The organism is Paraburkholderia suaedae, assembly GCF_040812055.1.
Lineage (GTDB): Bacteria > Pseudomonadota > Gammaproteobacteria > Burkholderiales > Burkholderiaceae > Paraburkholderia.
Map to the genome: position 1 here is coordinate 271,184 of NZ_JBFOAH010000006.1, position 24,358 is coordinate 295,541.

Annotated in this window: 20 protein-coding genes and 1 pseudogene; 10 read left to right on the plus strand and 11 right to left on the minus strand. The window is 64.2% G+C overall.

All coding sequences use genetic code 11. The annotated features are described in order from the left end of the window. Positions 1-289 precede the first annotated feature (289 nt). The 7 genes and pseudogenes from ABQJ48_RS11880 to mpl all read right to left on the minus strand — a co-directional run bounded on the left by ABQJ48_RS11880 (position 290) and on the right by mpl (position 9,128). A complete protein-coding gene (locus tag ABQJ48_RS11880) occupies positions 290-1,462 on the minus strand; it encodes a glycosyltransferase family 9 protein (protein WP_473094129.1) in 1,173 nt (390 codons plus the stop codon). A 255-nt stretch (positions 1,463-1,717) separates the two neighbouring features. Further along, positions 1,718-2,725, minus strand: a pseudogene (locus ABQJ48_RS11885) (O-antigen ligase family protein); the annotation flags it as partial. Between the two features lie 437 nt (positions 2,726-3,162). Next, positions 3,163-3,885 (minus strand): monofunctional biosynthetic peptidoglycan transglycosylase, encoded by a 723-nt coding sequence (mtgA, locus tag ABQJ48_RS11890; RefSeq protein WP_367838211.1) that lies wholly within the window; start codon positions 3,883-3,885, stop codon positions 3,163-3,165. A gap of 48 nt (positions 3,886-3,933) precedes the next feature. After that, on the minus strand, positions 3,934-4,797 hold the full coding sequence (gene aroE, locus ABQJ48_RS11895) for a shikimate dehydrogenase (RefSeq protein WP_367838212.1): 864 nt from the start codon (positions 4,795-4,797) through the stop codon (positions 3,934-3,936). Continuing rightward, complete coding sequence (locus tag ABQJ48_RS11900; protein ID WP_367838213.1) at positions 4,794-6,914, minus strand: ribonuclease catalytic domain-containing protein; 2,121 nt, start codon at positions 6,912-6,914, stop codon at positions 4,794-4,796. Before ABQJ48_RS11900 ends, aroE begins: the two co-directional genes overlap by 4 nt. Positions 6,915-7,134: 220 nt before the next feature. Then, positions 7,135-7,737 (minus strand): YqiA/YcfP family alpha/beta fold hydrolase, encoded by a 603-nt coding sequence (locus tag ABQJ48_RS11905; protein ID WP_367838214.1) that lies wholly within the window; start codon positions 7,735-7,737, stop codon positions 7,135-7,137. Continuing rightward, entirely contained in the window at positions 7,734-9,128 is a 1,395-nt protein-coding gene (gene mpl / locus ABQJ48_RS11910) for a UDP-N-acetylmuramate:L-alanyl-gamma-D-glutamyl-meso-diaminopimelate ligase (RefSeq protein WP_367838215.1), read from the minus strand. Before mpl ends, ABQJ48_RS11905 begins: the two co-directional genes overlap by 4 nt. Before the next feature lie 231 nt (positions 9,129-9,359). On the opposite strand from mpl, the gene ABQJ48_RS11915 reads away from it, so the two are divergent. From ABQJ48_RS11915 to ABQJ48_RS11960, 10 genes are all read left to right on the plus strand, one after another. Beyond that, complete coding sequence (locus tag ABQJ48_RS11915; protein ID WP_367838216.1) at positions 9,360-10,013, plus strand: UDP-N-acetylmuramate--alanine ligase; 654 nt, start codon at positions 9,360-9,362, stop codon at positions 10,011-10,013. Positions 10,014-10,024: 11 nt separating this feature from the next. Beyond that, positions 10,025-10,573 (plus strand): TlpA family protein disulfide reductase, encoded by a 549-nt coding sequence (locus tag ABQJ48_RS11920; protein ID WP_367838217.1) that lies wholly within the window; start codon positions 10,025-10,027, stop codon positions 10,571-10,573. 192 nt (positions 10,574-10,765) lie between these two features. Continuing rightward, a complete protein-coding gene (aroQ, locus tag ABQJ48_RS11925; protein ID WP_367838218.1) occupies positions 10,766-11,221 on the plus strand; it encodes a type II 3-dehydroquinate dehydratase in 456 nt (151 codons plus the stop codon). A 67-nt stretch (positions 11,222-11,288) separates the two neighbouring features. Continuing rightward, entirely contained in the window at positions 11,289-11,753 is a 465-nt protein-coding gene (gene accB / locus ABQJ48_RS11930; RefSeq protein WP_367838219.1) for an acetyl-CoA carboxylase biotin carboxyl carrier protein, read from the plus strand. A gap of 115 nt (positions 11,754-11,868) precedes the next feature. Further along, entirely contained in the window at positions 11,869-13,236 is a 1,368-nt protein-coding gene (gene accC, locus ABQJ48_RS11935; protein ID WP_367838220.1) for an acetyl-CoA carboxylase biotin carboxylase subunit, read from the plus strand. A gap of 3 nt (positions 13,237-13,239) precedes the next feature. Then, the gene (gene prmA / locus ABQJ48_RS11940; protein WP_367838221.1) at positions 13,240-14,142 is read left to right on the plus strand and encodes a 50S ribosomal protein L11 methyltransferase; all 903 of its coding nucleotides are present in this window, start codon (positions 13,240-13,242) and stop codon (positions 14,140-14,142) included. A gap of 48 nt (positions 14,143-14,190) precedes the next feature. After that, positions 14,191-15,732: a DUF3426 domain-containing protein gene (locus tag ABQJ48_RS11945; RefSeq protein ID WP_367838222.1), complete on the plus strand. Its 1,542-nt coding sequence runs from the start codon at positions 14,191-14,193 to the stop codon at positions 15,730-15,732. A 72-nt stretch (positions 15,733-15,804) separates the two neighbouring features. Continuing rightward, positions 15,805-16,305, plus strand: a complete 501-nt coding sequence (gene tpx / locus ABQJ48_RS11950) for a thiol peroxidase (RefSeq protein WP_367838223.1) — start codon at positions 15,805-15,807, stop codon at positions 16,303-16,305. A gap of 97 nt (positions 16,306-16,402) precedes the next feature. Then, positions 16,403-17,341 carry a carbohydrate kinase family protein gene (locus ABQJ48_RS11955; RefSeq protein WP_367838224.1) on the plus strand — a complete coding sequence of 313 codons (939 nt, stop codon included), beginning with the start codon at positions 16,403-16,405 and terminating at the stop codon, positions 17,339-17,341. Between the two features lie 25 nt (positions 17,342-17,366). Further along, on the plus strand, positions 17,367-17,843 hold the full coding sequence (locus tag ABQJ48_RS11960; protein ID WP_367838225.1) for an outer membrane lipoprotein: 477 nt from the start codon (positions 17,367-17,369) through the stop codon (positions 17,841-17,843). A 312-nt stretch (positions 17,844-18,155) separates the two neighbouring features. On the opposite strand, the gene ABQJ48_RS11965 is transcribed toward ABQJ48_RS11960, so the two are convergent. From ABQJ48_RS11965 to ABQJ48_RS11980, 4 genes are all read right to left on the minus strand, one after another. Next, complete coding sequence (locus ABQJ48_RS11965; protein WP_367838226.1) at positions 18,156-18,806, minus strand: histone H1-like repetitive region-containing protein; 651 nt, start codon at positions 18,804-18,806, stop codon at positions 18,156-18,158. Positions 18,807-18,836: 30 nt separating this feature from the next. Further along, a complete protein-coding gene (locus tag ABQJ48_RS11970; RefSeq protein WP_367838227.1) occupies positions 18,837-19,163 on the minus strand; it encodes a hypothetical protein in 327 nt (108 codons plus the stop codon). Positions 19,164-19,249: 86 nt separating this feature from the next. Next, positions 19,250-20,482: a ribonucleotide-diphosphate reductase subunit beta gene (locus tag ABQJ48_RS11975; RefSeq protein ID WP_367838228.1), complete on the minus strand. Its 1,233-nt coding sequence runs from the start codon at positions 20,480-20,482 to the stop codon at positions 19,250-19,252. 653 nt (positions 20,483-21,135) lie between these two features. Further along, on the minus strand, positions 21,136-24,129 hold the full coding sequence (locus ABQJ48_RS11980) for a ribonucleoside-diphosphate reductase subunit alpha (RefSeq protein ID WP_367838229.1): 2,994 nt from the start codon (positions 24,127-24,129) through the stop codon (positions 21,136-21,138). Positions 24,130-24,358: the final 229 nt, after the last annotated feature.

Below are 24,358 nucleotides of genomic sequence, written 5' to 3' on the forward strand. Positions count from 1 at the left end.
GCCGCCTTGGGCTGGTAGGCATGATTGGCCTCGTCTCCGGTTTTTTTCTGTCGCTACTCGCGTGGTCCCATTGCCGGGCTCTCTGACTCGCGTCGCGTAGTGGTTCGGATTGTAGGACCGTTTTTGAGAAAGCTCCAATATGTGAATGCGAGACTCAGATAATGGGATTTATAGTTTCGAGACGCTGCGGCGGCTGAACGGGGGCGGGTAATGGGCATGCGCCGGGTGTGCGCGGACTGCCGAACGGGCGGCGTTCCTCGCGCAATGTCTGCCTGCGCAACGCCGACGCCTACAGGGCGCCTCTACCTGCCAATGCCGATGATGTGATGCCGATGATGTGAGTCTGCGCCGGTGCGGGTATGCCAAGCAGTTGCGCGGCGACAGCCATCACACGGCTTGCCCGCAAGGTGATCAGGCAATCGCTAGTGCTTTGGGTGTGCCGGTCGCACCCTTCCTGCCGGCACGGAACGCACTCGCTTTCGCCTTGCAACAGGTACACGTTGCCCCGCAGCCGGGAGCCGCGTCGAGCCCATGGCTGTTCATTCACCGGCCATCTGAATGGCCAGGGTCCCCAGCGGACCGGGTCCGTTGGGCCGAACAACGCAATGGTCGGCGTGCCGCACGCGGCGGCAATATGCGTAATACCCGTATCGGGACCGATAAAGAGATTCGCACGCCGGATCATTTCCGCTGTTTCGCCGAGCGTGAGCTCACCCACCAGATTCAAAACGGACTCGCCAGCCGCCGCGATCACCTGCTCGGCATACTGGCGCTCGCTCGGCGCCGGTCCTCCGCTCAGCGCGACGGCACAGCCCTGCGCGCGCAGCCAGCGGATCGTTGCGGCCCAGCCATCGACCGTCCATTGTTTGTACCTGTACTTCGGGTACGGGTGCAGCACGACCATTGGCTGGCCCGGCATTGCGCCGTGCGGCGCATTCAACCGCGCCTCGAACCGGGCTCTGCGCTCGGGATCCGGACCCATACCCGGCACGACCACCTCCGCGCGCGGCGTCACACCTACCAGCGGCGCCAGTTGCAGCGTGCTGGCCACCGCGTGCATCTCCAGTTGCCGGTCCAGCGCCATACGAGCAAGCGTGAGGCGGGCGAGCCACTTCACACGATCGGCATTGACGAGCCCGATCCGCTTGCGGCCGGCAAGCCACGTATAAATCAGTGCACGATCGGAGTCGATGGCGGCACAGGCAAGGTCGTAACGCCGCCAGATCTTTGCCGCGTTGGCAATTTGCTCGCGCAGCGGAAGCCGCTGAATCTCAGTAATGACGTGGCGCACGTCCGGGTTATGCTCAAGTACCCCTTCTGTGCCCCGAAACACGATCATGTCGATCTCGGCCTCGGGCCATTGCGTCTTCATCGACCGGACTAGCGGCGTCACCACCAACACATCGCCTATCCGACGCGGGCAGGCCACGAGAATCGTTCGCGGAGGCCGTTTCAGCTTCAGCGCAGCGGGGTTGTCCACTTTGCCGATTTCCCGCTTTCGGGCTTCGATCCACGCAAGCAGTGTTGCCACCGTCAGCGCGAAAAAAGCTGCGCTCATCACGAGCGTCAACGCGTCGATCGTCAAGCCGAAAATGATCGTGCTGCCAACCACGGCGAGCCCCAGATACGATGCGGTCGCGATTTCGCCGTCGGCGCTCAGCCGGCTCCGCCAGAACGGCCTGAAGCTCCCGACGTACAGAAGCAGCAGTGCCGCCACGCCGAACGTTCCCATTTGGGACAGCGCTGAAAAGAATTCGCTGTGTGCGCCCGCGTTGACGATCGCTCGCGGCGCCTCGCCACGTTGGGCAAGATCGTCGAGCGCCTCCTCCAGACGGCCGCGCCCCACGCCAAAGCCCGGATGGCGCCAGTACAGGAGCGCGGACGCCCGCCACAGTTCGAGGCGCAGGCCTACTGACGTATCGACGTGGCCTTGCTCCATCGCCTTCATGTCGGACACCATCGCGTCCATGCGCTGAAGGACGATGCTGGTGGAGGCAAGTGCGACGACAAACGCCACGATGGCACAGCTCAATGCAATGCGTGCGCGTCTGCCGGCTAGCCAGTGCTGGCCGGCTACGGTTGTCCACACGAGCAGCGGTATTGCAACCCAGCCCCCGCGCGAGCCCGACAGATACGACGCATATCCGCCGAGCACAAATGCCGCGATCTTGATCGCCACCTCAGCTCCGTGCGTGCGCCTGCCTCGAGTAATCGACACGATCGACAGGAAACCGAGCAGCAATGCCGTGTCGCCGAATGGGATCGGATTGGTGAATGAATTGCCGAGCCGATCGTGTAAGACCCAGACCGCTGGATGAAAGCGCGCGTAGACGGCCCACGTGCCGGCAGCCAGCGCACCTGCCACAAATCCCCATTGCACGAGGCGCAGGTTCCGGGACCCCAGCGATGCGAGATAGAAGAAAATCGGGACAGCGAGAGCGAACCGCAGAAATGGATCGAACGCCGGAAAGGTGCTGCTTCGAAAAGCCGCTATCTGGAACAGCACGACGGCCGGCATGCCGATCAGAGCCAGAACGAAAAGCCACTGCTCGCGAAACAGCGCCGCCGCGCGACGCCGATGCTCGGCCTTGGCAAGGTAGGCGAGAGCGAGCGCGAAAACAACGAAAAAGCAATAGCCCGTGCCTCCCCTTATCGACAGCATCGCAGCCGGCGACAACACGACAGCCAGGGTGGCGACAGCGCCTGATAGTTGGTTAGCACGCATCACGTCGAATCGTAAGTCCGGATGTCGCAGCCCAAGCCGGGATGCTGTATCCACGGTATAGACACCTGGCCGCCTCGTCTCATTGTTACTCGGACCGGCAGCGAGTGAGACGCAACCCCCATGCCGCTGGCAATGTGTTCAGGGAAACTACCGACGCCGCAGCCCGCCGCACGGATGACAAAGCGCACATTGCAGCGTCCAGCGCACAGTTTTGTCCCGCTGTTGCGTTTCCCTGCAGTATCTCGCGAGCACGTTCGCTTCGCCCGCCCGGAACGCAAACAAGCCCGCACAGAAGGCGGGCCTGTTTGACTGACGGTACTGGTTGCAGGGAAGCTGGCGCCGCCTTGCCATGCTCCCGGCTCCGATCGCGCTCACGAAGTAACATAGCTGCGCTGTTCCATCGTAGTTCCCGCGCGGCGCTCTCGTGCAACACGATTTTATTCGGGCAATTCGGCCGCGCCCATGCGCCGCGCGATCACCCGCGAGCGTTGAGCCAGATACGCGCCCCCCCGATGTTCGTCGAAATATCTGGGCCGCGGCAGCATCACCGCGAGGCGCGCCGCCTGCGCCACGCTCAGCTGACTCGCCGACGTCTTGTAGTAGTACCGGGCGGCCGCCTCGGCGCCATACACGCCGTTGCCCCACTCGACGGAATTCAGATAGATCTCGAAGATGCGTTGCTTGTCCATCAAGGTTTCGAGCATCCACGTGATGATCAGCTCCTGGCCCTTGCGGATATAACTTTTCTCACGCGACAGAAACAGGTTGCGCGCGAGTTGCTGGGTGATCGTAGAACCGCCGCGCACGATCTTGCCCTTCGCCTTGTTGCGCTCCCAGGCTTGCAGGATGGCGTCGGTTTCGTAGCCATTGTTGTTGACGAAATTCGCGTCCTCGGAGGCGATGATCGCGCGCTTCAGGTTGCGCGAAATCTGCTCGTACGGCACCCAGACACGCTGCACCGTCAGATCCGGCCGTTCCTGCGACAAGCGCCACGCGTCCGAGCGCATAAACGCGGTCGAGCGCGGGTTCACGTCATTCCAGACCGCGATCTGCGCGAAGTAGAACGCCTGCGTGGCGAGCCACGCGATCACCAGCACGACGCCCAGATATGCGATCCATCGCACCGGTCCGGGCCGGCTTGCGCGCCGCGTTGCTGTCATCGTGGGGTCCAGTCCTCGAGTAAGTGAATTCGCGCCGGATCTCGCGATTTACGCGTGCGACGGCGCGCTCAGCAGCGCCCGTAATTCCGCCAGCACCGGCGCGCCGTCAGGTCGCACGCCGCGCCACACGTAAAACGATTCGGCGGCCTGCTCGACCAGCATGCCGAGACCGTCGGCGGCGCGCGCCCCGAGCTTATGTGCGTGTTCCATGAACACCGTCGGATGCGCGCCGTACATCATGTCGTACGCGAGCGAGTTGCTGCCGAACGCGCGGTCGTCGCACTCGGGCACGGACGCGTCGAGGCTCCCGGCCGTCGCGTTGACGATCACATCGTAGGCGCCCGCTTCGATCGCGCGCGTGCTGCCGCCCGTCAGCCGGCATGCGGCGTCGCGCGCGGGCTCGGCGAACTGATCCACCAGCGCTTCGGCTTTCGCCGCGGTGCGGTTGACGATCGTCAGCGTGTGCGGCGCACGCTGCAGCATCGGCAGTACCACGCCGCGCGCGGCGCCGCCCGCGCCGAGCAACAGGATGCGCGCGCCCTTCAACGACACGCCGAGATTCACCTCGATGTCGCGCACCAGACCGAAGCCGTCGGTGTTGTCGCCGTAAATGCCGTTCGCGTCGATGCGCAGCGTGTTGACCGCGCCGGCCGCGGCGGCGCGCGGCGACAGCGTCTGCGCGAACGCGTGCGCGTCGACCTTGAAGGGCACAGTCACGTTCAGGCCGCGCCCGCCCGCTTCGATGAATGCGCGCACGTGCGGCACGAACGCGTCCACCGGTGCCAGCAGATGGCCGTATTCGACCGGCTCGCCGGTCTGCGCGGCAAAGCGGCCGTGAATGAACGGCGACTTGCTATGCCCGACGGGGTTACCGATGACCGCGTAGCGGTCACGGGCTGCGCTGGCACTCATCGTCCTGGCTCCGCAACGTGCTGATCGGAAGCGTCGCGCGGGGCATCGTTCGCTTCGGCGTTGCCGGTGTCGAGGGCGGCGCCGGAGTCGTCGGTTTCGCCATCCAGTTCGGCCTGGGCCTCGGCTTCGGCTTGTGCACTGTCGTCGGGTGCGTCGATGATTTCCTCGTCACCTTCGTCGGCTTCCTCCGCTTCACCGCCGCTCGTCACGGTCGGCGCGTCCAGTACATGCAATAGACGCACGGACGCTTCGACGGTCAATTCGTCGATGGACATCACTTCCATCTGCAAACGCGTGCCGCGCGCGTGCACGCCGAGGCCCGGCACATGCAGCAGCAACGGAATCTCTTCGAGCCGCACCAGATCGCCCTTCACGACCGACGCGACCACCTGCTTGCGGTTCTCCTGCTTCAGCCAGCGCAGACACCAGAAGTACTCCATGCGGCGCTGATGATCGGCGTACGCGGTGTAGGTGTCGTCGAAACCTTGCACGACGGCGAACAGATCGGCGTCCTTCGGCTTGAAGGGCGCAGCCAGCTTGGCGGTCACGCCGTGCTGCACGCAGGCGACCAGTTGCCACTGGTTCACCAGGTCCACGTAACGGCGCAGCGGCGATGTGCTCCACGCGTATTGCGTGACGCCGAGGCCTTCGTGCGGCGCCGCGTTGGTCTGCATGCGCGTGCGCTTCGGACCGCTCGGTGCGCCGAACGCGCGCTGCGTGCGATAGATGCCCGGCACCCCGTGGTCGTGCAGGAACGCGCCCCACGACGAGTTCGCGAGAATCGCCAGCTCGGCGACGATGGTGTCGAGCGGCGAGCCACGCCGACGCGGGGTGATGGTGATGTGCTCGCCTTCCACGTAGAAATTGAAGTCGGTGTTGCGCTGCACTTCGCGGCGCAGACCGTACCCGGCGCGCGCGGCCTGGCGCTTTTCGAACAACGCTTGCGCGAACGGCCACAGCACCGCGATGTCGTCCTTGTGCGGATAGTCGCCGGTGCCGGCGGCGAGCGCCTCTTCGGTGACGAGTTCGTCGAGTGTGTTGTGCCGCAGGTTGTTCTTCACGAACACGCGCTCGGCGCGCGTTTCGCTTGCGACGATCTCCTGCGTCTCGCGATTGACGATCACATACAGCGAGAGCGCCGGCCGCAAGCCGCCCTCGGCCAGCGTAAAGGCTTCCACGACGCTATCGGGAAGCATCGTGATCTTGTCGCCCGGCATGTAGACGGTGGACAGACGCGTACGCGCGATCGCGTCGACCTCGTCGCCGCGCTGAATACCGAGCGCCGGCGCGGCGATATGCACGCCGATCCGCACGCGGCCGTCCGCGAGATGCTCGACGGAGAACGCGTCGTCGATTTCGGTAGTGGTGATGTCGTCGATCGAGAACGCCTCGACGTTTGCTTCCGGCAGATCGTCCGGCAAGCTGCCGACGGTGACGGGCGGAAAACCGGTGCCGTGCGGGAAGAACTCGGCGAGGAACCTGGCTTCGTGCAGCGCGCGCGCCGACGCGATCGCGCCGCATTCGAGCAGCAGGCGCGCCTGCGAAATGCCGCGCGCGGCCGCCGCGCCTTCCAGCGCCTTGTATTCGATGGTGTTCTTGTCCGGCTTGGTGAGCAGCGCGAGCGCGGTCTTGCCGACGAACGCTTCCGGCAGCCGGCCGGCCTTCAGCTCTTCCTCGTAGCCCTGCTGCACGAGCGCCTGCTGACGCTTGCGCTCCAGACCGGCGAGCGCCATCTTCAGCTGTTCCTGCGGCGCGCGCTGATACGTGCCGCGGCCCTTGCGGCGGAAGTACACCGGCGCGCCGTGCATGCGCAGCACCAGCGCGGCGCGTTCGATCGAACCGAAGCTGGCGCCGAAGTACTCGGCGCCCAGCGTGGCGAACGGGAACTCGTCGTCCGGCGCGCATTCCCACAGGAAGTCCAGGTCGATCTCCTGCGCCGTGGCCTCGGCCTGCTGCATCAGTTCGGCCGCGCTCGGCTTGTCGAATTCGATCAGCACGTCTTTGGCTCGCACCTTGGCTCGCCGGCCGCCCGGCAACTCGACCTGAAACGCGTCGCCCTGACGCGACAGCACGCTGCCCGCCTTGAAACTGCCCGATTCCTCGAAGAAAACGTTCACTCAATACTCTCGTTCTGACTTGCATTGGCCGGCGAGCCCGATTCGTGTCAGCGATCGGTCACTGCACGCGCGGCACGGCAACGTGTGCGTGGTAGTGGATCCGCGGCGCGATGAGCGCGCCGACGGGTTGATTCCTGGTGACGGGCTGTGGCCTCGCGGCACAGCTCGCCCTGGTTTGCGTCGGTTTCGGTCCTGTTGCGTGGCTTCGCCTCATGCCGCCTCAGGCCGCCTCGCGCGGCGCCGGTGGCTCGACGTCTTCGGCGTCGCAAAAGGCCAGCACCTGGTCGACGTACTGCGCGAACTCGCTGATCGCATGGTCGCTTCCCTCGATCAGCGTAGTGCGTGCACCCGGATAGTGTGCAAGCATTTCACGGTAATCGAGCACTTCGTCGCCGGTGGCCGCGAGCAGATAATAGCGTTCGGGCCGGGTGATCGACCCGACGCCGAGGGCGCGCAGTTCGTCCAGATGATGCGGCTCGACCACGATACTGCCGCCGCCGTGCCACAGCGGCTGCTCGCCGAGGTACGCGCTCAGGTCACGTTGCGGGACGACGGCCGGGTTCAGCAGCACGGCCGGCCAGCCGTGTTTCTCCGCCAGATGGGTGGCGAAATAGCCGCCCAGCGAGCTGCCGACGAGCGTCACACGATGCGCGCCGGCGGCACTCACCAGCGATTCCGCGAGCGCGACCGCTTCCAACGGCGAGACCGGCAGCGTCGGGCAGCACCATTCGTCGGCGCGGCCCAGCTCGGCGAGCCGCGCCGCCAGCAGGCGCGCCTTGAACGAATTGGGCGACGAGCGAAAACCGTGCAGATAGAGAATCACGAAGTGCCTCGCGCGGAAAGGGCGTCGAGCAGTTTCTGGTGCACGCCGCCGAAGCCGCCGTTGCTCATCACCAGAACCTGATCGCCTGGGCGCGCCGCATGGACCACGGCTTTGACCAGCGCGTCCAGATTGTCGAAGGCCTGTGCCTTGCCGCCGAGCGGCGCAAGCGCCTCGGCGAGATTCCAGCCCAGCGCGTCGCGTCCCGTCGGCGCGCCGTAGCCGAACGCAAGATCGGCGTCGGCGAGGCTGGCCGGCAATTGCGCTTTCATGACGCCCAGCTTCATGGTATTCGAGCGCGGCTCCAGCACCGCCAGAATTCGCGTGTTATGGCGCCCCACGCGCGCGCGGAGGCCGGCGATCGTGGTGTCGATTGCGGTGGGGTGATGCGCAAAGTCGTCGTAAACGGTCACGCCGTCGACGCTGCCGCGCACTTCCATGCGCCGCTTCACATTGCGAAAGCTCGTCAGCGACTTGGCGGCCTGCGCCGGCGGCACGCCCACGTGGCGGGCGGCGGCAATCGCGGCGAGCGCGTTCATGCGGTTGTGCTCGCCCTGCACTTGCCATTCGACCACGCCGACCCGCTCGCTGTTGTGATACACGGCGAAACGCTCGTCGACCGGCACACCGGGTTCGGCGGCCAGCGTTTCCCAGCCTCCCTGCACGCCGAAGCGCTCGACCTGGCTCCAGCAACCGCGCGTCAGCACACGCTCCAGCGCGTCCTCGCGGCCGTTCGTCACCACCCGGCCGATGCTGGGCACCGTCCGGACCAGGTGATGAAACTGGGTTTCGATCGCGGCCAGATCCGGGAAGATGTCCGCATGATCGAATTCGAGGTTGTTCAGCACCGCGGTTTTGGGTCGGTAATGGACAAACTTCGAACGCTTGTCGAAGAAGGCGGTGTCGTACTCGTCGGCTTCGATCACAAAGAAGCTCGAATCGGTGAGCCGCGCCGACACGCCGAAGTTCAACGGCACGCCGCCGATCAGGAAGCCCGGGTTGAGGCCGGCGTCTTCGAGCAGCCACGTGAGCATCGAACTGGTGGTGGTCTTGCCGTGCGTGCCCGCCACTGCCAGCACCCATTTGCCGTTCAGCACGTGCTCGCCCAACCACTGGGGGCCGGACACATACGGCAGACCCCGGTCCAAAATCGCTTCCATCAGCGGGTTGCCGCGCGAGACCACGTTGCCGATCACGAACAGGTCCGCGCTCAGGCCGTTCAACTGGTCGGCCTCGTAACCCTCGATCAGGCGGATGCCTTGGGCTTCCAGTTGCGTGCTCATGGGCGGATAGACGCCGGCGTCGCAACCCGTCACGGTGTGGCCCGCGCCGCGCGCGAGCACTGCCAGACCGCCCATGAACGTGCCGCAGATGCCGAGGATGTGGATGTGCATAAGCCTGTGGTGCCGCGCGGGCGTTTTTTGCGAGGGAATGGAGGTGCAAAAACGGCCGGAACGACCGCCTGCAAAGGACGCTATTGTAACCGACAGGTTCCGGCTCGCCGTATCCGCGCGGCCATCGCCTCGCCTGTGGGCGTGCGCCACCGCCGCGCTCGCCGCGCCCTCCTCGCGCCCCTCGCGCCCCGCCGGGAAAGGGCCGTCGGTAATCTCTAGTATGATTGACGGATGATTCGCAAATCACATTTCGATCCGCAGCGCGTGCGCGAAGAGATCGCCATCGCGGCAGCGCGCATGATCGCCGAAGACGGTCTTGATTACGCCACGGCCAAGCGCAAGGCGGCGCGGCAAGTCGTCGGGGAAACGCGCGTGGCCGGGGAATGGCTGCCGGATAACGACCAGATCGAAGAAGAAATCCGCGGCTATCAGGCGCTTTTCCAGGGCGACAGCCAGCCGGCGCTGCTGCGGCGGCTGCGCGTGATTGCCGTCGACTGGATGGAACGGCTCGCGCTGTTCAACCCGTATCTGACGGGCGCGGTGCTCGGCGGCACAGCAGGGGAACATTCCGACGTGCACCTGCAGGTGTTCTGCGATAACCCCAAGGAAGTCGCCATCTACTTTCTGAACGCCAACATTCAGTACGACGTGTCCGAAACGCGGCATTTCGCCGGTCGCGGCTATGTCGAGACGCTCAGCTTCCTGTGGCGACCGGAGAACGAACGGCGCGAAGCTGTACCGGCCGGCATTCACGTCGCGCTCTACGAAACCGACGATCTGCGCGGCGCGGTCCGCGCCGACGCGCGCGGCCGCACCGCGCGGGCCAATTTGCAGGCGGTTCGCGCGCTGCTCGAGAACGGCGAAGTCACCCCTTCCACCAATTAGACACACTGACAATGAACACGAGACGGATTCTGGCGGGCGGGCTGATCGCGGTCGTCGCTGCGGGCGGCGGCGTGCTCGCCAACCACTGGCTCAATGGCGGCACCGAAGTCGCGCACGCGGCGCAAGCCAGTTCACAGCAAAGCGCAGTCGAACAGCTATGGAGTGCGCGCGTCACGAGCGTCGACGGCAAGCCCCAGTCGCTCAGCCTGCTGAAGGGGCACCCGGTCGTCGTGAACTTCTGGGCTTCCTGGTGCGGCCCATGTGTCGAGGAAATGCCGTCACTGTCGCAAATTCAGCGCGATTATCAAAACAAAGGCATCCAGTTCGTGGGACTCGGCGTCGATTCCGACAAGAACGTGCAAGCGTTCCTTCAGAAAGTGAAGGTGGCCTACCCCGTGTACGTGACGGGCTTCGGCGGCGCGGATCTCGCACGCGCTTTCGGCAATGACGCGGGCGGCCTGCCGTTCACGGTGGTCATCGACGCAGCGGGCAAGGTGCGCTCGACAAAATTGGGCCAGATCGACCCCGCGGCCCTCAGGCAGACGCTCGACGCGCTGTGACGGTCCACCTCCGTCGCCGCCTTTGGCGGCGGTAATGTGCTTGATGGCAAGAAATTGCGCGAAGTTGAGGTAAGATTGGCGCCGGGCGCGCGCCCGCTGGCGAGACGGCATCGCTTCTCAAGCGCCCGAAACTAGACAAATTTCTCTAATCAGCGCTAAAGTGCGCCCAATTCCACGGAAAAAGAAGCCACCATGACGCGACTGCTGGTACTGCACGGGCCCAACCTCAACCTTCTCGGCACCCGGGAGCCCGAGGTCTACGGTCGCGTGACGTTGCCGCAGATCGACCAGGCACTGGCGGACCGCGCGGGGGACGCCGGCGTCGAGCTGGCGTCGTTCCAGAGTAACCATGAAGGGGCGCTGGTCGACCGCATCCAATCCGCGCGGACCGAGAAGACCGATTTCATTCTCATCAATCCCGCCGCGTACACGCACACCAGTGTGGCCATTCGCGACGCACTGGCGGGGGTCGGCATTCCGTTCGTTGAGATTCATCTGTCGAACGTCCATCGTCGGGAAGCGTTCCGGCATCACTCGTATTTCTCCGACCAGGCCGAGGGCGTGATTTGCGGCCTCGGCTGGAAGGGATATCTGTACGCGCTCGAATTCGCGCTCGACCGGCTCTCGGCCGGCTCGTCGCGCGGCTAATTCCAAACACGTCTAATTTGAGCCGGCCTCGCACGCGCCGGCACCACGCATTGAAAGGGGCTCCCTGATGGATCTACGTAAACTGAAAACTCTGATCGACCTCGTCTCGGAGTCCGGTATTTCCGAACTCGAAGTGACCGAGGGCGAAGGCAAGGTGCGCATCGTCAAGAATGCGCCGCCGGTTTACGTGCAGCCGTCCGCCTCGTACGCGCCGCAGTACGCGCAACAACCGCCGCCCGCGGGCGAAGCCCCGGCCGCTGCCGCGGCTCCGGCGACGCCGGCGGTCGCCGCGCCGCAAGGCCACGTGGTGACCTCGCCGATGGTCGGCACCTTCTACCGCGCGCCGTCGCCGGGCGCGGACCCGTTCGTCCAGGTGGGCGACACGGTCAAGGAAGGCCAGACGATCTGCATCATCGAAGCGATGAAGCTGCTCAACGAAATCGAGTCCGACAAGTCCGGCGTGGTGAAGGAAATCCTCGTGGAAAACGGCCAGGCGGTCGAGTACGGCCAACCGCTGTTCGTGGTCGGCTAACGCGGCACGCGTTGTTCGCCGCCCGCGCGCCGCTGTCCTGCGGCGCGCGACCGATCCTCTGAGGCGGCCGGTGTTGTCAGCAACCCGGCGCCCATTGATGAGTCGAAAACCCGCTATGTTTGAAAAAATCCTCATTGCCAATCGTGGCGAGATCGCGCTTCGCATCCAGCGCGCCTGCCGCGAACTGGGCGTCAAGACGGTCGTCGTCTATTCCGAAGCCGACAAGGAAGCCAAGTATGTGAAGCTCGCCGATGAGGCGGTCTGCATCGGCCCGGCGCCTTCGAACCTGAGCTATCTGAACATGCCCGCGCTGATCAGCGCGGCTGAAGTGACGGATGCCGAAGCAATCCACCCTGGCTACGGCTTCCTGTCGGAGAACGCCGACTTCGCGGAACGCGTCGAGCAGTCCGGCTTTACCTTCATCGGCCCGCGTCCGGAAACCATCCGGATGATGGGCGACAAGGTCACGGCCAAGCAGACCATGATCAAGACCGGTGTGCCGTGCGTGCCGGGCTCGGAAGGCGCGTTGCCGGACGATCCTAAAGAGATCGTGAAGATTGCTCGCCAGGTCGGCTATCCGGTCATCATCAAGGCCGCCGGCGGCGGCGGCGGCCGCGGCATGCGCGTGGTCCATACGGAAGCCGCGCTGGTGAACGCGGTCAACATGACACGCGAAGAAGCCGGCCGTGCATTCGGCAATCCGCAGGTCTACATGGAGAAGTTCCTGGAGAACCCGCGGCACATCGAAATCCAGGTGCTGTCCGACTCGTTCAGGAACGCGGTGTGGCTAGGCGAGCGCGACTGCTCGATGCAGCGTCGCCACCAGAAGGTGATCGAAGAAGCACCGGCGCCGGGCATCGCGCGCCGTCTGATCGACAGGATCGGCGATCGTTGCGCGGACGCGTGCAAGAAGATGGGTTATCTGGGCGCCGGCACGTTCGAATTCCTGTACGAAAACGGCGAGTTTTACTTCATCGAAATGAACACCCGCGTGCAGGTCGAGCATCCGGTGACCGAGCTGATCACGGGCGTGGACATCGTGCAGGAGCAGATCCGCATCGCGGCCGGCGAGAAGCTCGCGTTCCGCCAGCGCGACATTGCGTTCAAGGGCCATGCGATCGAATGCCGGATCAACGCCGAAGATCCGTTCAAGTTCATTCCTTCTCCTGGCCGTTTGACCTCGTGGCACATGCCGGGCGGCCCCGGCATCCGCGTCGATTCCCATGCGTACAACGGCTATTTCGTGCCGCCGAATTATGATTCGATGATCGGCAAGCTGATCGCTTACGGCGCCACGCGCGAACAGGCGATCAAGCGGATGCGCATCGCGTTGTCGGAAATGGTGGTCGAGGGTATTCAGACCAACATCCCGCTGCACCGCGAGTTGATGCTCGACGCCAAGTTCGTCGAAGGCGGCACGAGCATCCACTACCTCGAAAACCGGTTGGCCGCGAAGCTGCAGGCCGCGCCGGAAGAAGCGTAAGTCATGAGCTATCGGGAACTGGTCGTCGAACTGGTGCGCGAGCACGCGGATGCATTCTGCGATGCATTGCTCGAGTTGGGCGCGCTGTCGGTATCGGTCGAAGACGCGGACGCCGACACGCCCGACGAACAGCCGCTGTTCGGCGAGCCCGGTCTTACGCCGGATCGCTCCGCGTGGCAGCGTTCGCGCGTGATCGCGTTGCTCGCGCTGGACCACGAACCCGCGGTGCTGCTCACCGCCGCGGCGAACGAGGTCGGGCTCGATGCCGCACCGTCGTTTACAGTGTGCGACGTCGAAGACCAGGACTGGGTGCGGCTCACGCAATCGCAATTCGATCCGATTCCGGTTGGCGAGCGCATCTGGGTAGTGCCGTCGTGGCACGATGCACCGGACCCCGAAGCATTGATACTGGAGCTCGACCCGGGCCTCGCGTTCGGTACCGGCAGCCATCCCACCACGCGGCTGTGCATGGAATGGCTCGAGCAATCGGTCGAGCCCGGGCAGTCCATGCTCGATTACGGTTGCGGCTCCGGCATCCTCGCCATTCTTGCCAGAAAATGCGGCGCCAACCCGGTGTATGGCATCGACATCGACCCGCAAGCGATCGAGTCGGCGCGGCACAACAGCGCGCGCAACCGCGCCGAAGTCACGTACGGTTTGCCCGACGAATGTCCGAGCGGCGCATTCGATATCGTGGTCGCGAATATCCTCTCCAATCCCCTCAAGCTGATGGCGTCGATGCTGTCGTCGAAGGTAAAGCCAGGCGGCCGCATCGCGCTCTCCGGCATTCTCGCGCGCCAGGCGGACGAAGTCGCGCAGGTGTACGCGCGCTGGATCGATATCGGCGTCTGGCGCGAACATGAAGGTTGGGTGTGTCTAGCGGGAACGCGTCGCGAAAGCCATTAGAATAAGGCGTATTGTCTAACCAACGGCCTACCGGCTCATCGGCTCAATATGCTCCTGGCGACGCGTTGCCCCTTCTGTGAAACCGTCTTCCGTCTGCAACCGGCGCAGCTCGCGCAGCGCCGCGGTCTCGTGCGCTGCGGGCATTGCCACGAAGTATTCGACGCATCGAGCAGCCTGTTCGACATCACCGAGGGCGGGGACTTCGCCACCGCCAAACCGGTTGCCGCTGCCGCCGCGATCGAGGCACTGTCGGGCGTGCGGCAGAACGGCCCCGACTTCAGCGCACACCGATGGGACCCGTGGGCGCCCACGACCGACGCGACCGTCGACAATCGTCTGCTGCACAACGCCGGCAATGTGCCGCTGAAGCCGGTCTCGGCCGGTGCCGGCGTCGCGCTCACGCCGGGCCGCGCCGCCGAGCCGCAACTGCCGGCCGGCGGTGTCACGAGCACGCTGCCTCCCGACGACGAACCCGTGCTGGCCGACGCGCCGCTCGAACCGTTTGCGTATCAGCCGGAGACGGAGCCATCGGTGGAAGAAGCACCGCGCGTTTGGCACAAGACGGAACGCCCTGTCGAACCGGCTGCGGATCACACCGCAACGGTAACTGGCATTGCAGACAATGAACCGCGTTTTGGTACGGCCGGTTTAGGTACGGCCGGTTTAGGGACAGCCGGTTTTGGGACAGCCGGTTCGGGCGCAGTTGGGTCAGGCGCAGTTGGGTCAGGCGCAGCTGGGCCAGGCGCAGTTGGTTCAAGCGCAGCTGGGCCAGGCGCAGTTGGGCCAGGCGCAGTTGGTTCAAGCGCGGCTGGGTCAGGCGCAGCTGGGTCAGGCGCAGTTGGTTCAAGCGCGACCGGCTCTGCCACGGCCGACCCCGGCACAGCCGGCGTCGGCGCCGCCGGTTCGCGCGCCGCGGCGGCAGGTTCGCCCGCCTTCGGTGCCGCCCACGCCGCCGCCAGCGGTTCGGGCACCGGCGGTCCCAGCGGTCCGCGCGTCGGCGGCCCCGGCCCCGGCCGCGCCGCTGCCAGCGGCGAGCCGTTCTCCGTCAACCCCGTGAACGACGGCGACCCCTTCCCCGTCATGCGCGAAACGCGCCCCGCGCAAGCGCGGCGCACGAGCTGGACGATCGCGGCGTCGGTCGTAGGACTGCTGTTGGTCATCGCACTACTCGCGCAACTTGCGTGGTGGCAACGCGAAACGGTGCAGGTGCACTTCCCGCGCTCGCAGGCCTTGTATGCGAAGGCCTGTGCGCAACTGGGCTGCGAGCTGACGCCACCGCACGACATCGACGGCTTGCAGGTCGAGCCGTCCGATCTACGGCAGATCGACGGCCCGCACAAGCTCGAGCTGAAGATGCCGCTGCATAACCGCTTCAACATCGCGCTGGCCTACCCCGCCATCGAACTCACACTGCTCGACGACCAGAACAACGTCGCTGTGCGGCGCGTGCTGTGGCCGCAGGACTACGTGCCCCCCGGCACGCCCATCGCGGCCGGCCTGCCGGCCCACAGCACGCAGACCATGATCGTGCATCTCGATACGGGCACGACGATCGCCTCTAATTTCCGCGTACAGATTTTTTATCCGTAACGCGCCTCGCGCGCCCGGCCACGCCCGGGCGCCTTCACCGTCATTTCTGACGAATTTTCGGAGCACAACAACATGAGTCAAGTTACGCTGGGCGGCAACCCCGTCGAAGTAGCCGGCACCTTTGCGTCGGTGGGTCAGAAAGCGCCCGCTTTCTCGCTGGTCGGCAAAGATCTGAAGCCGGTGTCGCTCGCCGATTTCGCCGGCAAGCGCAAGGTGCTGAACATCGTGCCGAGCCTCGACACGCCAACCTGCGCCACCTCCACCCGCAAGTTCAACGAAGCAGCCGCCAAGCTGACCAACACCGTCGTGATCGTCGTCTCGGGCGATCTGCCGTTCGCGGCCTCGCGCTTCTGCACGACCGAAGGCATCGAGAATGTCGTCACGGCCTCCACGTTCCGCGGCCACGAATTCGCCCAAGCGTATGGCGTCGACGTGACGAGCGGTCCGCTGACTGGCCTCACGGCGCGGGCCGTGGTGGTGATCGACGAAAACGACAAGGTCGTGCACGCCGAGCTGGTCGGCGAAATCAAGAACGAGCCGAACTACGACGCAGCACTCGCCGCGCTGAAGTAAGCCTATCGCGCGCAAGCCCCCGGCGCGGCGCCTCGTGTGCGGCGCCGGGGCATCGTCGCGCACCCTCTCCCCCACGCTTTTTACAGGAACGCTCGCCTTGGCTACGCTCATTTGCGGCTCGCTCGCCTACGACAACATCATGACTTTCGAAGGGCGCTTCCGGGAGCACATCCTGCCGGAGCAGGTCCACATCCTGAACGTCAGCTTTCTCGTGCCGACCATGCGCCGCGAGTTCGGCGGCTGCGCGGGCAACATCGCTTACGCGCTGCATCTGCTGGGCGGAGACGCGCGCATCATGGGCACGCTCGGCTCGGTCGACGCGCAGCTCTATCTCGACCGCTTCGAGCAACTCGGGCTGTCGACGCAAAACGTGATCGTCGTGCCGGACGCCTACACCGCACAAGCGATGATCACGACCGACCTCGAAAACAATCAGATCACCGCGTTCCATCCAGGCGCGATGATGCAGTCGCATCTGAACCGCGCCGATGAAGCGCAGGGCATTACGCTCGGTATCGTCGGACCGGACGGCTACGACGGCATGATCCAGCATTCGGAACATCTGGCGGCCGCCGGCGTGCCGTTCATCTTCGATCCGGGCCAGGGCTTGCCGCTCTTCGACGGCGATACGCTGCGCCGCATGATTGAACTTGCCACCTATGTCGCTGTCAACGATTACGAAGCCAAGCTGGTGAGCAACAAGACCGGCTGGTCGATCGAACAGATCGCCGGCAAGGTCGAGGCGTTGATCGTCACGCTCGGCGAGCACGGCGCACAGATCCATCATGCGGGAGGCATCGAAGCGATTCCGGCAGTCAACGCAAAGCAGGTGCTCGACCCCACAGGCTGCGGCGATGCATTCCGCGGCGGCTTGCTGTACGGCATCGACAACAAGCTCGGCTGGGCCACCACGGGGCGCCTCGCAAGCCTGATGGGCGCACTGAAGATCGAGCATCAGGGACCACAAAACTACGCGCCCAGTCGGGCGGAAATCAACGAGCGGTTCGAACGGGCTTTCGGATACAGCCTGCCCTGAGACCGCGAGCCATGGGAGCTACGCAATGAAGACAACGAGTCGCCTGGTAGTCGCCAGCTTGATCGCCGGGTCGCTGGCCATGTCAGGATGCGCGAGCAACAGTAGTTCTCCGAACGTCTTCACCGCGTCACAGGCGCAGCGCGAACAAACGGTCCGCATGGGCACCGTCGACAGTGTGCGCGCAGTGCGCATCAGCTCGAACAACGGGCAGCCGAGCGGCCTCGGTGTGGTCGGCGGTGGAGCGCTCGGCGCGCTCGCCGGCAGCTCGATCGGCGGAGGCCGCGGCTCGGTCGCCACCGGTATCATCGGCGGCATAGGCGGTGCGGTCGCCGGCAATGCGATCGAGAACAGCGTTGCGATGCGCGACGGTGTCGAGATCACCGTGCGGCTCGATAACGGCGACCTGCGCGCCATCACACAGACCACCAGCGGCGAGATCTTCCGCGCCGGCGATCGCGTGCGGCTCCTGTCCAGCGGCGGCGTCACGCGCGTCACGCACTAACCCTTCTCCTCTCGTACCGCCGGCCTACGGGTCGCGGCGACGACTTCACGCGCATGCGCTCCGCTGCGCATGCGCGTGTTTTTTGGCTGTGCGCTTGTCTGTGCGCTTGTCTGCGTGCTTGTCTGCGTGCTTGTCTGCGCGGCCCAAGCCAGACTGCTGTCAACCGATCGCGCGCGCGCAAAAAACGGTGGGCAAAAAAAATCCCGTCGCCGAAAACCGGCCACGGGATTCCGAACGCATAGCGCTCACGACTGCCTGAGCCCTACCCGATCATCCGACACATCGTGGGACGCGTCGAAGTGGTTCGACTGCTTACGGACGGCTGCCCGTCGGGAAAGGCCATGCCGCTGCCGGGTTCAGCGCGGTCTTCACCGTCGCCGCCGGTGCGCTCGAGACAGCAGTCGCAGCGGGTGCAGGGGCAGCCTTCTTGGCGACAGCCTTCTTCGCTGGGGCAGCCTTCTTCGCAGGAGCAGCGGCCTTCTTCGCGGCAGCCTTCTTGGCAGGCGCAGCCTTCGTGGCAGCAGCCTTTTTCGCAGGCGCAGCCTTTTTAGCAGCGGCCTTTTTCGCAGGCGCGGCCTTCTTCGCTGCAGCCTTCTTCGCAGGCGCGGCCTTCTTCGCTGCGGCCTTCTTCGCCGGTGCTGCCTTCTTCGCTGCGGCCTTCTTCGCCGGCGCTGCCTTTTTCGCTGCAGCCTTCTTGGCCGGTGCTGCCTTCTTTGCCGCGACCTTCTTCACTGCGACCTTCTTTGCCGCCACTTTCTTGGCCGCAGCCTTCTTGGCCGGTGCAGCTTTCTTCGCTGCAACCTTCTTGGCCGGTGCTGCCTTCTTCGCAGCAACCTTCTTCACGGCGACCTTCTTGGCAGCGGCTTTCTTAGCCGGTGCAGCCTTCTTTGCCGGTGCGGCCTTCTTGGCCGCGACCTTCTTCGCTGCGGGCTTCTTAGCGGCGGCTTTCTTTGCAGTTGCCATCATTTTCTCCTTCAGGTTTTCAGATGAGAGTCAGTTCAAACTACACCCTTCGTCAAAACCCGCTTCCCGCGGACGCTTCTCAGGGCGCGCGCTACGAAGCGGGCTATTCATCGGCGTACGCAGGTGCCGCGCGCTTACGCTAATGAATGCGGTAAGGCGCGCCGTGCCACAAGGCACCGCGCGCCAGATCTGGTCGGCGTTCAATCGCAACGCCGGCAATTGCTTGATCGAGCCGCTGGCGGCGACGCCAGCGGCTTTTTCCGGGGGGAAGTTTGCCCATCCCACTGAAGGGTCCGCAAAGTGCCTGTCATATTTGTGGGCCGCGAAGGCACGCGACGCACCGGGCAAGCTTTGCATCAGGCGGTTAAGCTCCTAACCAAATTTGCCGCGGCCCAAGCCGACGGCATCCCCATCGATGAATGCATCTGCGACACGAACCCGGCTTACTCCCAGGTCAGCGCACCGCCAGTTTGATATTCGATCACTCGCGTCTCGAAGAAGTTGCGCTCCTTCTTCAGGTCGATCATCTCGCTCATCCACGGGAACGGGTTTTCCTCGTTCGGGTACAGCGGATCGAGACCGATCTGCTGGCAACGGCGGTTGCAGATGAAGCGCAGATAGCTCTTGAACATCGACGCATTGAGGCCGAGCACCCCGCGCGGCATCGTGTCTTCGGCGTAACGATATTCAAGTTCGACCGCTTGCTGGAAGATTTCGCGGATTTCCGCGCGGAACTCAGCTGTCCAGAGTTGCGGGTTTTCGAGTTTGATCTGGTTGATCAGGTCGATGCCGAAGTTGCAGTGCATCGACTCGTCGCGCAGGATGTACTGGTACTGTTCCGCCGCGCCGGTCATCTTGTTCTGGCGGCCAAGCGCCAGGATTTGTGTAAAGCCGACGTAGAAGAACAGGCCTTCCATCACACAGGCGAACACGATCAGCGAGCGCAGCAGGGTCTGGTCTGCCTCGAGCGTGCCGGTCTTGAAGGCCGGATCGGTCAGCACGTGGATGTACGGAATCAGGAATTCGTCTTTCGCGCGGATCGACGGGACCTCGTGATACGCGTTGAAGATTTCGCCCTCGTCGAGGCCCAGCGATTCGACGATGTACTGGTAGGCGTGCGTGTGGATCGCTTCTTCGAATGCCTGGCGCAGCAGGAACTGGCGGCATTCGGGCGCCGTGATGTGGCGGTAGGTGCCCAGCACGATATTGTTGGCGGCCAGCGAGTCGGCCGTCACGAAGAAGCCCAGGTTGCGCTTGACGATGCGGCGCTCGTCTTCGGTCAGACCGTTCGGGTCTTTCCACAACGCGATGTCGCGCGACATGTTCACTTCTTGCGGCATCCAGTGGTTGGCGCAACCAGCCAGATACTTTTCCCACGCCCACTTGTACTTGAACGGCACCAACTGATTGACGTCGGTCTGGCCGTTGATGATGCGCTTGTCGGCCACATTGACCCGCGCTTCGGAAACGGTAGCCGTTCCGGCGGCGAGGGCAACGTGAGTGATGGGAGCGACAGCGATGTCGTTCGCGAACACGTCTTGAGCCGAGGGAGCATGAGGAGCGGCACGCGTTCCGACTTGCGAACCGACAGCCGATCCCGCTGCGTTGCGCAACGCATTCTGTTGCGCGCCGCTCGAGGGAGTTACGGCAGTGATCTCGTCATCCCAGTTGAGCATAAATGTCACCATCAATTTAGAACGGTTTGTACCATCTTTTCACGAGCGATAAAAGAGTTCGCTGATGAAAATTCCTGTTTTCGATTCGCGTTGCTACGTTCATACAACACTTTGTTCGACCGACTGTGTACGACGCGTCGAATGACGCGTGCTGAACGTGCGTTGTCGACGTGCTTCGCGGGCTCGAAGAGCAACATGTCGAAGCGACATTTCGCTGCTCTATCTATCTGTGTTGCGCAGCGTGTCTGCAGCGTGTTGCGGTTGCTGACCGTGTTGCTTCGGGTGGTTCGTCGCGGTGCTTCGCACTTGCGACATGAGCCGCGCTGTCCACATGATCGGCGCCCGCAGGTGAAGCTCGATCCGCTCTCGAGCGATGCATGCGGCCGATACGTTGATCGCCCCATTGATCGAAGCGTTTGCTACGCGCTGTGTCGCGCGCTTCGTCTGGTGCTGCTGACGACTCCTGCTTGCCTTCGCTTCTGGCTTCTGTCGATGAGCGGCCAGCTTCGGAGCGAAGCGCTTCTTTGCCTCTGGCCGCTCATCGGCTCTGCTTCACTAGTGCTGTGTCTATCTGGATAGACGCGCGCATCGCTGCATGCGGGTCATCACCTACGACCTCTTCGCAAGCAGCGATCCTGCTGCCTTGCGCAGGCTTACTGGCAAGCCTCGCACTCTTCAAAGCCAGGGTCGCCTGGGCGCATCATGCAAACCGGACCGTCCGCTTCGGGCGAGGCTTGCTGCGCGACTGCAGGTGCCGCCGCAGCACCCTGAATGCCGCCCACCACGTCACCCGCTGCGCCGCCGCTCACGCCGAAGCCACCCGCGGCTCCGCCCGAGCCCGAGTTGCCGCCTGCGCTCACCGCGTTCAGCGCGCCGTGCGCGACCGTCGATTTCTCGACGTGCGTCGCCGCCATCGTGCGCAGGTAGTAGGTCGTCTTCAGACCGCGCACCCATGCAAGCTTGTAAATCTCGTCGAGCTTCTTACCCGATGCGCCGCCCATGTAAATGTTCAGCGACTGCGCCTGGTCGATCCACTTCTGACGACGCGAGGCAGCTTCAACCAGCCATACCGGATCGAGTTCGAACGCGGTCGCGTAGATCGCGCGCAGGTCGGCCGGGATGCGGTCGATGCGCGAGAGCGTGCCGTCGAAGTACTTCAGATCCGCGACCATCACTTCGTCCCACAGGCCGCGCGCCTTCAGGTCGCGCACCAGGTAGTCGTTGACCACGGTGAATTCGCCCGACAGGTTCGACTTCACGTACAGGTTCTGGAACGTCGGCTCGATACAAGCCGAGACCCCGATGATGTTCGAGATGGTCGCCGTCGGTGCGATTGCGACGCAGTTCGAGTTGCGCATGCCGTAGGTGGCAATGCGCGAACGCAACTCGGTCCAGTCCATCGACTCGCTCGAATCGACTTCGACATAGCCGCCGCGTGCGTCGGCGAGCAGCTTCACCGAGTCTGGCGGCAGGATGCCGCGATCCCACAGCGAGCCGCGGTAGCTCGAGTAGCGGCCGCGCTCCTGCGCCAGCTCGGTCGACGCGTAGTACGCGTAGTAGCACACCGCTTCCATCGATGTGTCGGCGAAAGCGACCGCCTCTTGCGACGCGTACGGCGTGCGCAGCAGATGCAGGCAGTCCTGGAAGCCCATGATGCCGAGGCCGACCGGACGGTGCTTGAGATTCGAGTTACGCGCTTTGGCGACCGCGTAGTAGTTGATATCGATCACGTTGTCGAGCATGCGCATCGCCACACTGACGGTGCGCTTCAGCTTGTCGTGGTCGAGCGCGAGCGTGCCGTCGGCCTGTTCCTTCAGGTGCGCGACGAGATTCACCGACCCGAGGTTGCAGACCGCGATTTCAGCGTCGCTGGTGTTCAGCGTGATTTCCGTGCACAGGTTCGACGAGTGGACGACGCCCACGTGCTGTTGCGGCGAGCGCACATTGCACGGGTCCTTGAACGTGATCCACGGATGGCCGGTTTCGAACAGCATGCCCAGCATCTTGCGCCACAGTTGCGCCGCCGGAATCCTCTTGAACAGCTTGATCTCGCCGCGCGCGACCTTGTCTTCGTAAGCCGTGTAAGCCGCTTCGAACTCGGCGCCGAACTTGTCGTGCAGGTCCGGGCAGGTGGACGGGGAGAACAGCGTCCAGTCACCGCCTTCCATCACGCGCTTCATGAACAGGTCGGGAATCCAGTTCGCCGTATTCATGTCGTGCGTGCGGCGACGGTCGTCGCCGGTGTTCTTGCGCAGCTCGAGGAATTCTTCGATGTCCAGGTGCCACGTTTCCAGGTACGCGCACACCGCGCCCTTGCGCTTGCCACCCTGGTTCACGGCAACCGCCGTGTCGTTGACGACCTTGAGGAACGGCACGACACCTTGCGACTTGCCATTGGTGCCCTTGATGTGGGAGCCGAGCGCGCGCACGCGCGTCCAGTCGTTGCCGAGGCCGCCGGCGAACTTCGACAGCAGCGCGTTTTCTTTCAGCGCTTCGTAGATGCCGTCGAGGTCGTCGTCGACCGTCGTCAGGTAGCACGACGACAGTTGCGAGCGGCGCGTGCCCGAGTTGAACAGCGTCGGCGTGGACGACATGAAGTCGAAGCTCGACAGCACGTTGTAGAACTCGATTGCGCGTGCTTCGCGGTCGATCTCGTTGAGCGACAGGCCCATTGCGACACGCATAAAGAATGCCTGCGGCATTTCGATGCGCACGTTGTCGTGATGCAGGAAGTAGCGGTCGTACAGCGTTTGCAGACCGAGGTAGCCGAATTGCAGGTCGCGGTTGTTGTCGAGCGCGGCGCCCAGACGCTTGAGGTCGAACTGCAGCAGCTTGTCGTCGAGCAGCTCGGCTTGCACGCCGCGCTTGATGAACTGCGGGAAATACTCGGCATAGCGCTCGCCCATTTCGGCTTGCGTGACTTCTTCTTCGAGAATCTCGCGGCGGATGGTGTGCAGCAGGATGCGCGCGGTGGCCTGGCTGTATGCCGGGTCCTTTTCGATCATCGTACGCGCAGCGAGGATTGCCGAGTCGTAGACCTGGCTCATCGGCACGCCGTCGTACAGGTTCTTCACCGTTTCCGCGATGATCGGATCGGCGCTCACCGCGTCGCCCAGATTCGCGCAGGCCGATTCGATGATGCCGCGCAGCGCCGCCAGATCCAGCGGACGCGTGACGCCGTTGTCGGTGACGTTCAGACCGGGTGCGCTCGCGGCAACCCGCTCGTCGTGACCGCGCGCCTGCGTGCGCTTCTCGCGATACAGCACGTAAGCCCGCGCGACGTTGTGCTCGCCGCCGCGCATCAGCGCGAGTTCGACCTGGTCCTGAATATCTTCGATATGGAAGGTGCCGCCGTTCGGGCGGCTGCGCACGAGCGCGCGCACGACGCTCTGCGTGAGTTGCTCGACCAGTTCGCGCACCCGCGCCGATGCCGCGCCTTGACCACCGTTGACGGCCAGGAATGCTTTGGTGACAGCGATGGCGATCTTTGACGGCTCGAACGACACCACGCTGCCATTGCGACGGATCACCTTGTAGTCCGCGTAGGTCGTCTGCGGCGCGAGCGCTTGTGCGCCTTGTGTCTGGCCGAAGGCCTGGCCAGCCGGTGAGCCCTCGTACCGGGTCGTCACGTTGTCGGTGGTTTGCATGTGCAAAGCTCCTGGTCTTGGAAATGATGCGGCGAGTGCCGCGGATTAAATCGAACGCTGCGCTGGCGCGTGCGCAAGCGATGAGGTGCAGGAAAAAGGCCGGTCGGGCCGGTTGCCGGGATGCGACGGAGATGAAGCCTGGTTCGAATTCGTAACGGTCTTCATCGTGTGTGTGGCGATCACGGGCTATGCCCCTTTCCTGAATGCTTCTGGATGCCGCCGGCGGTCC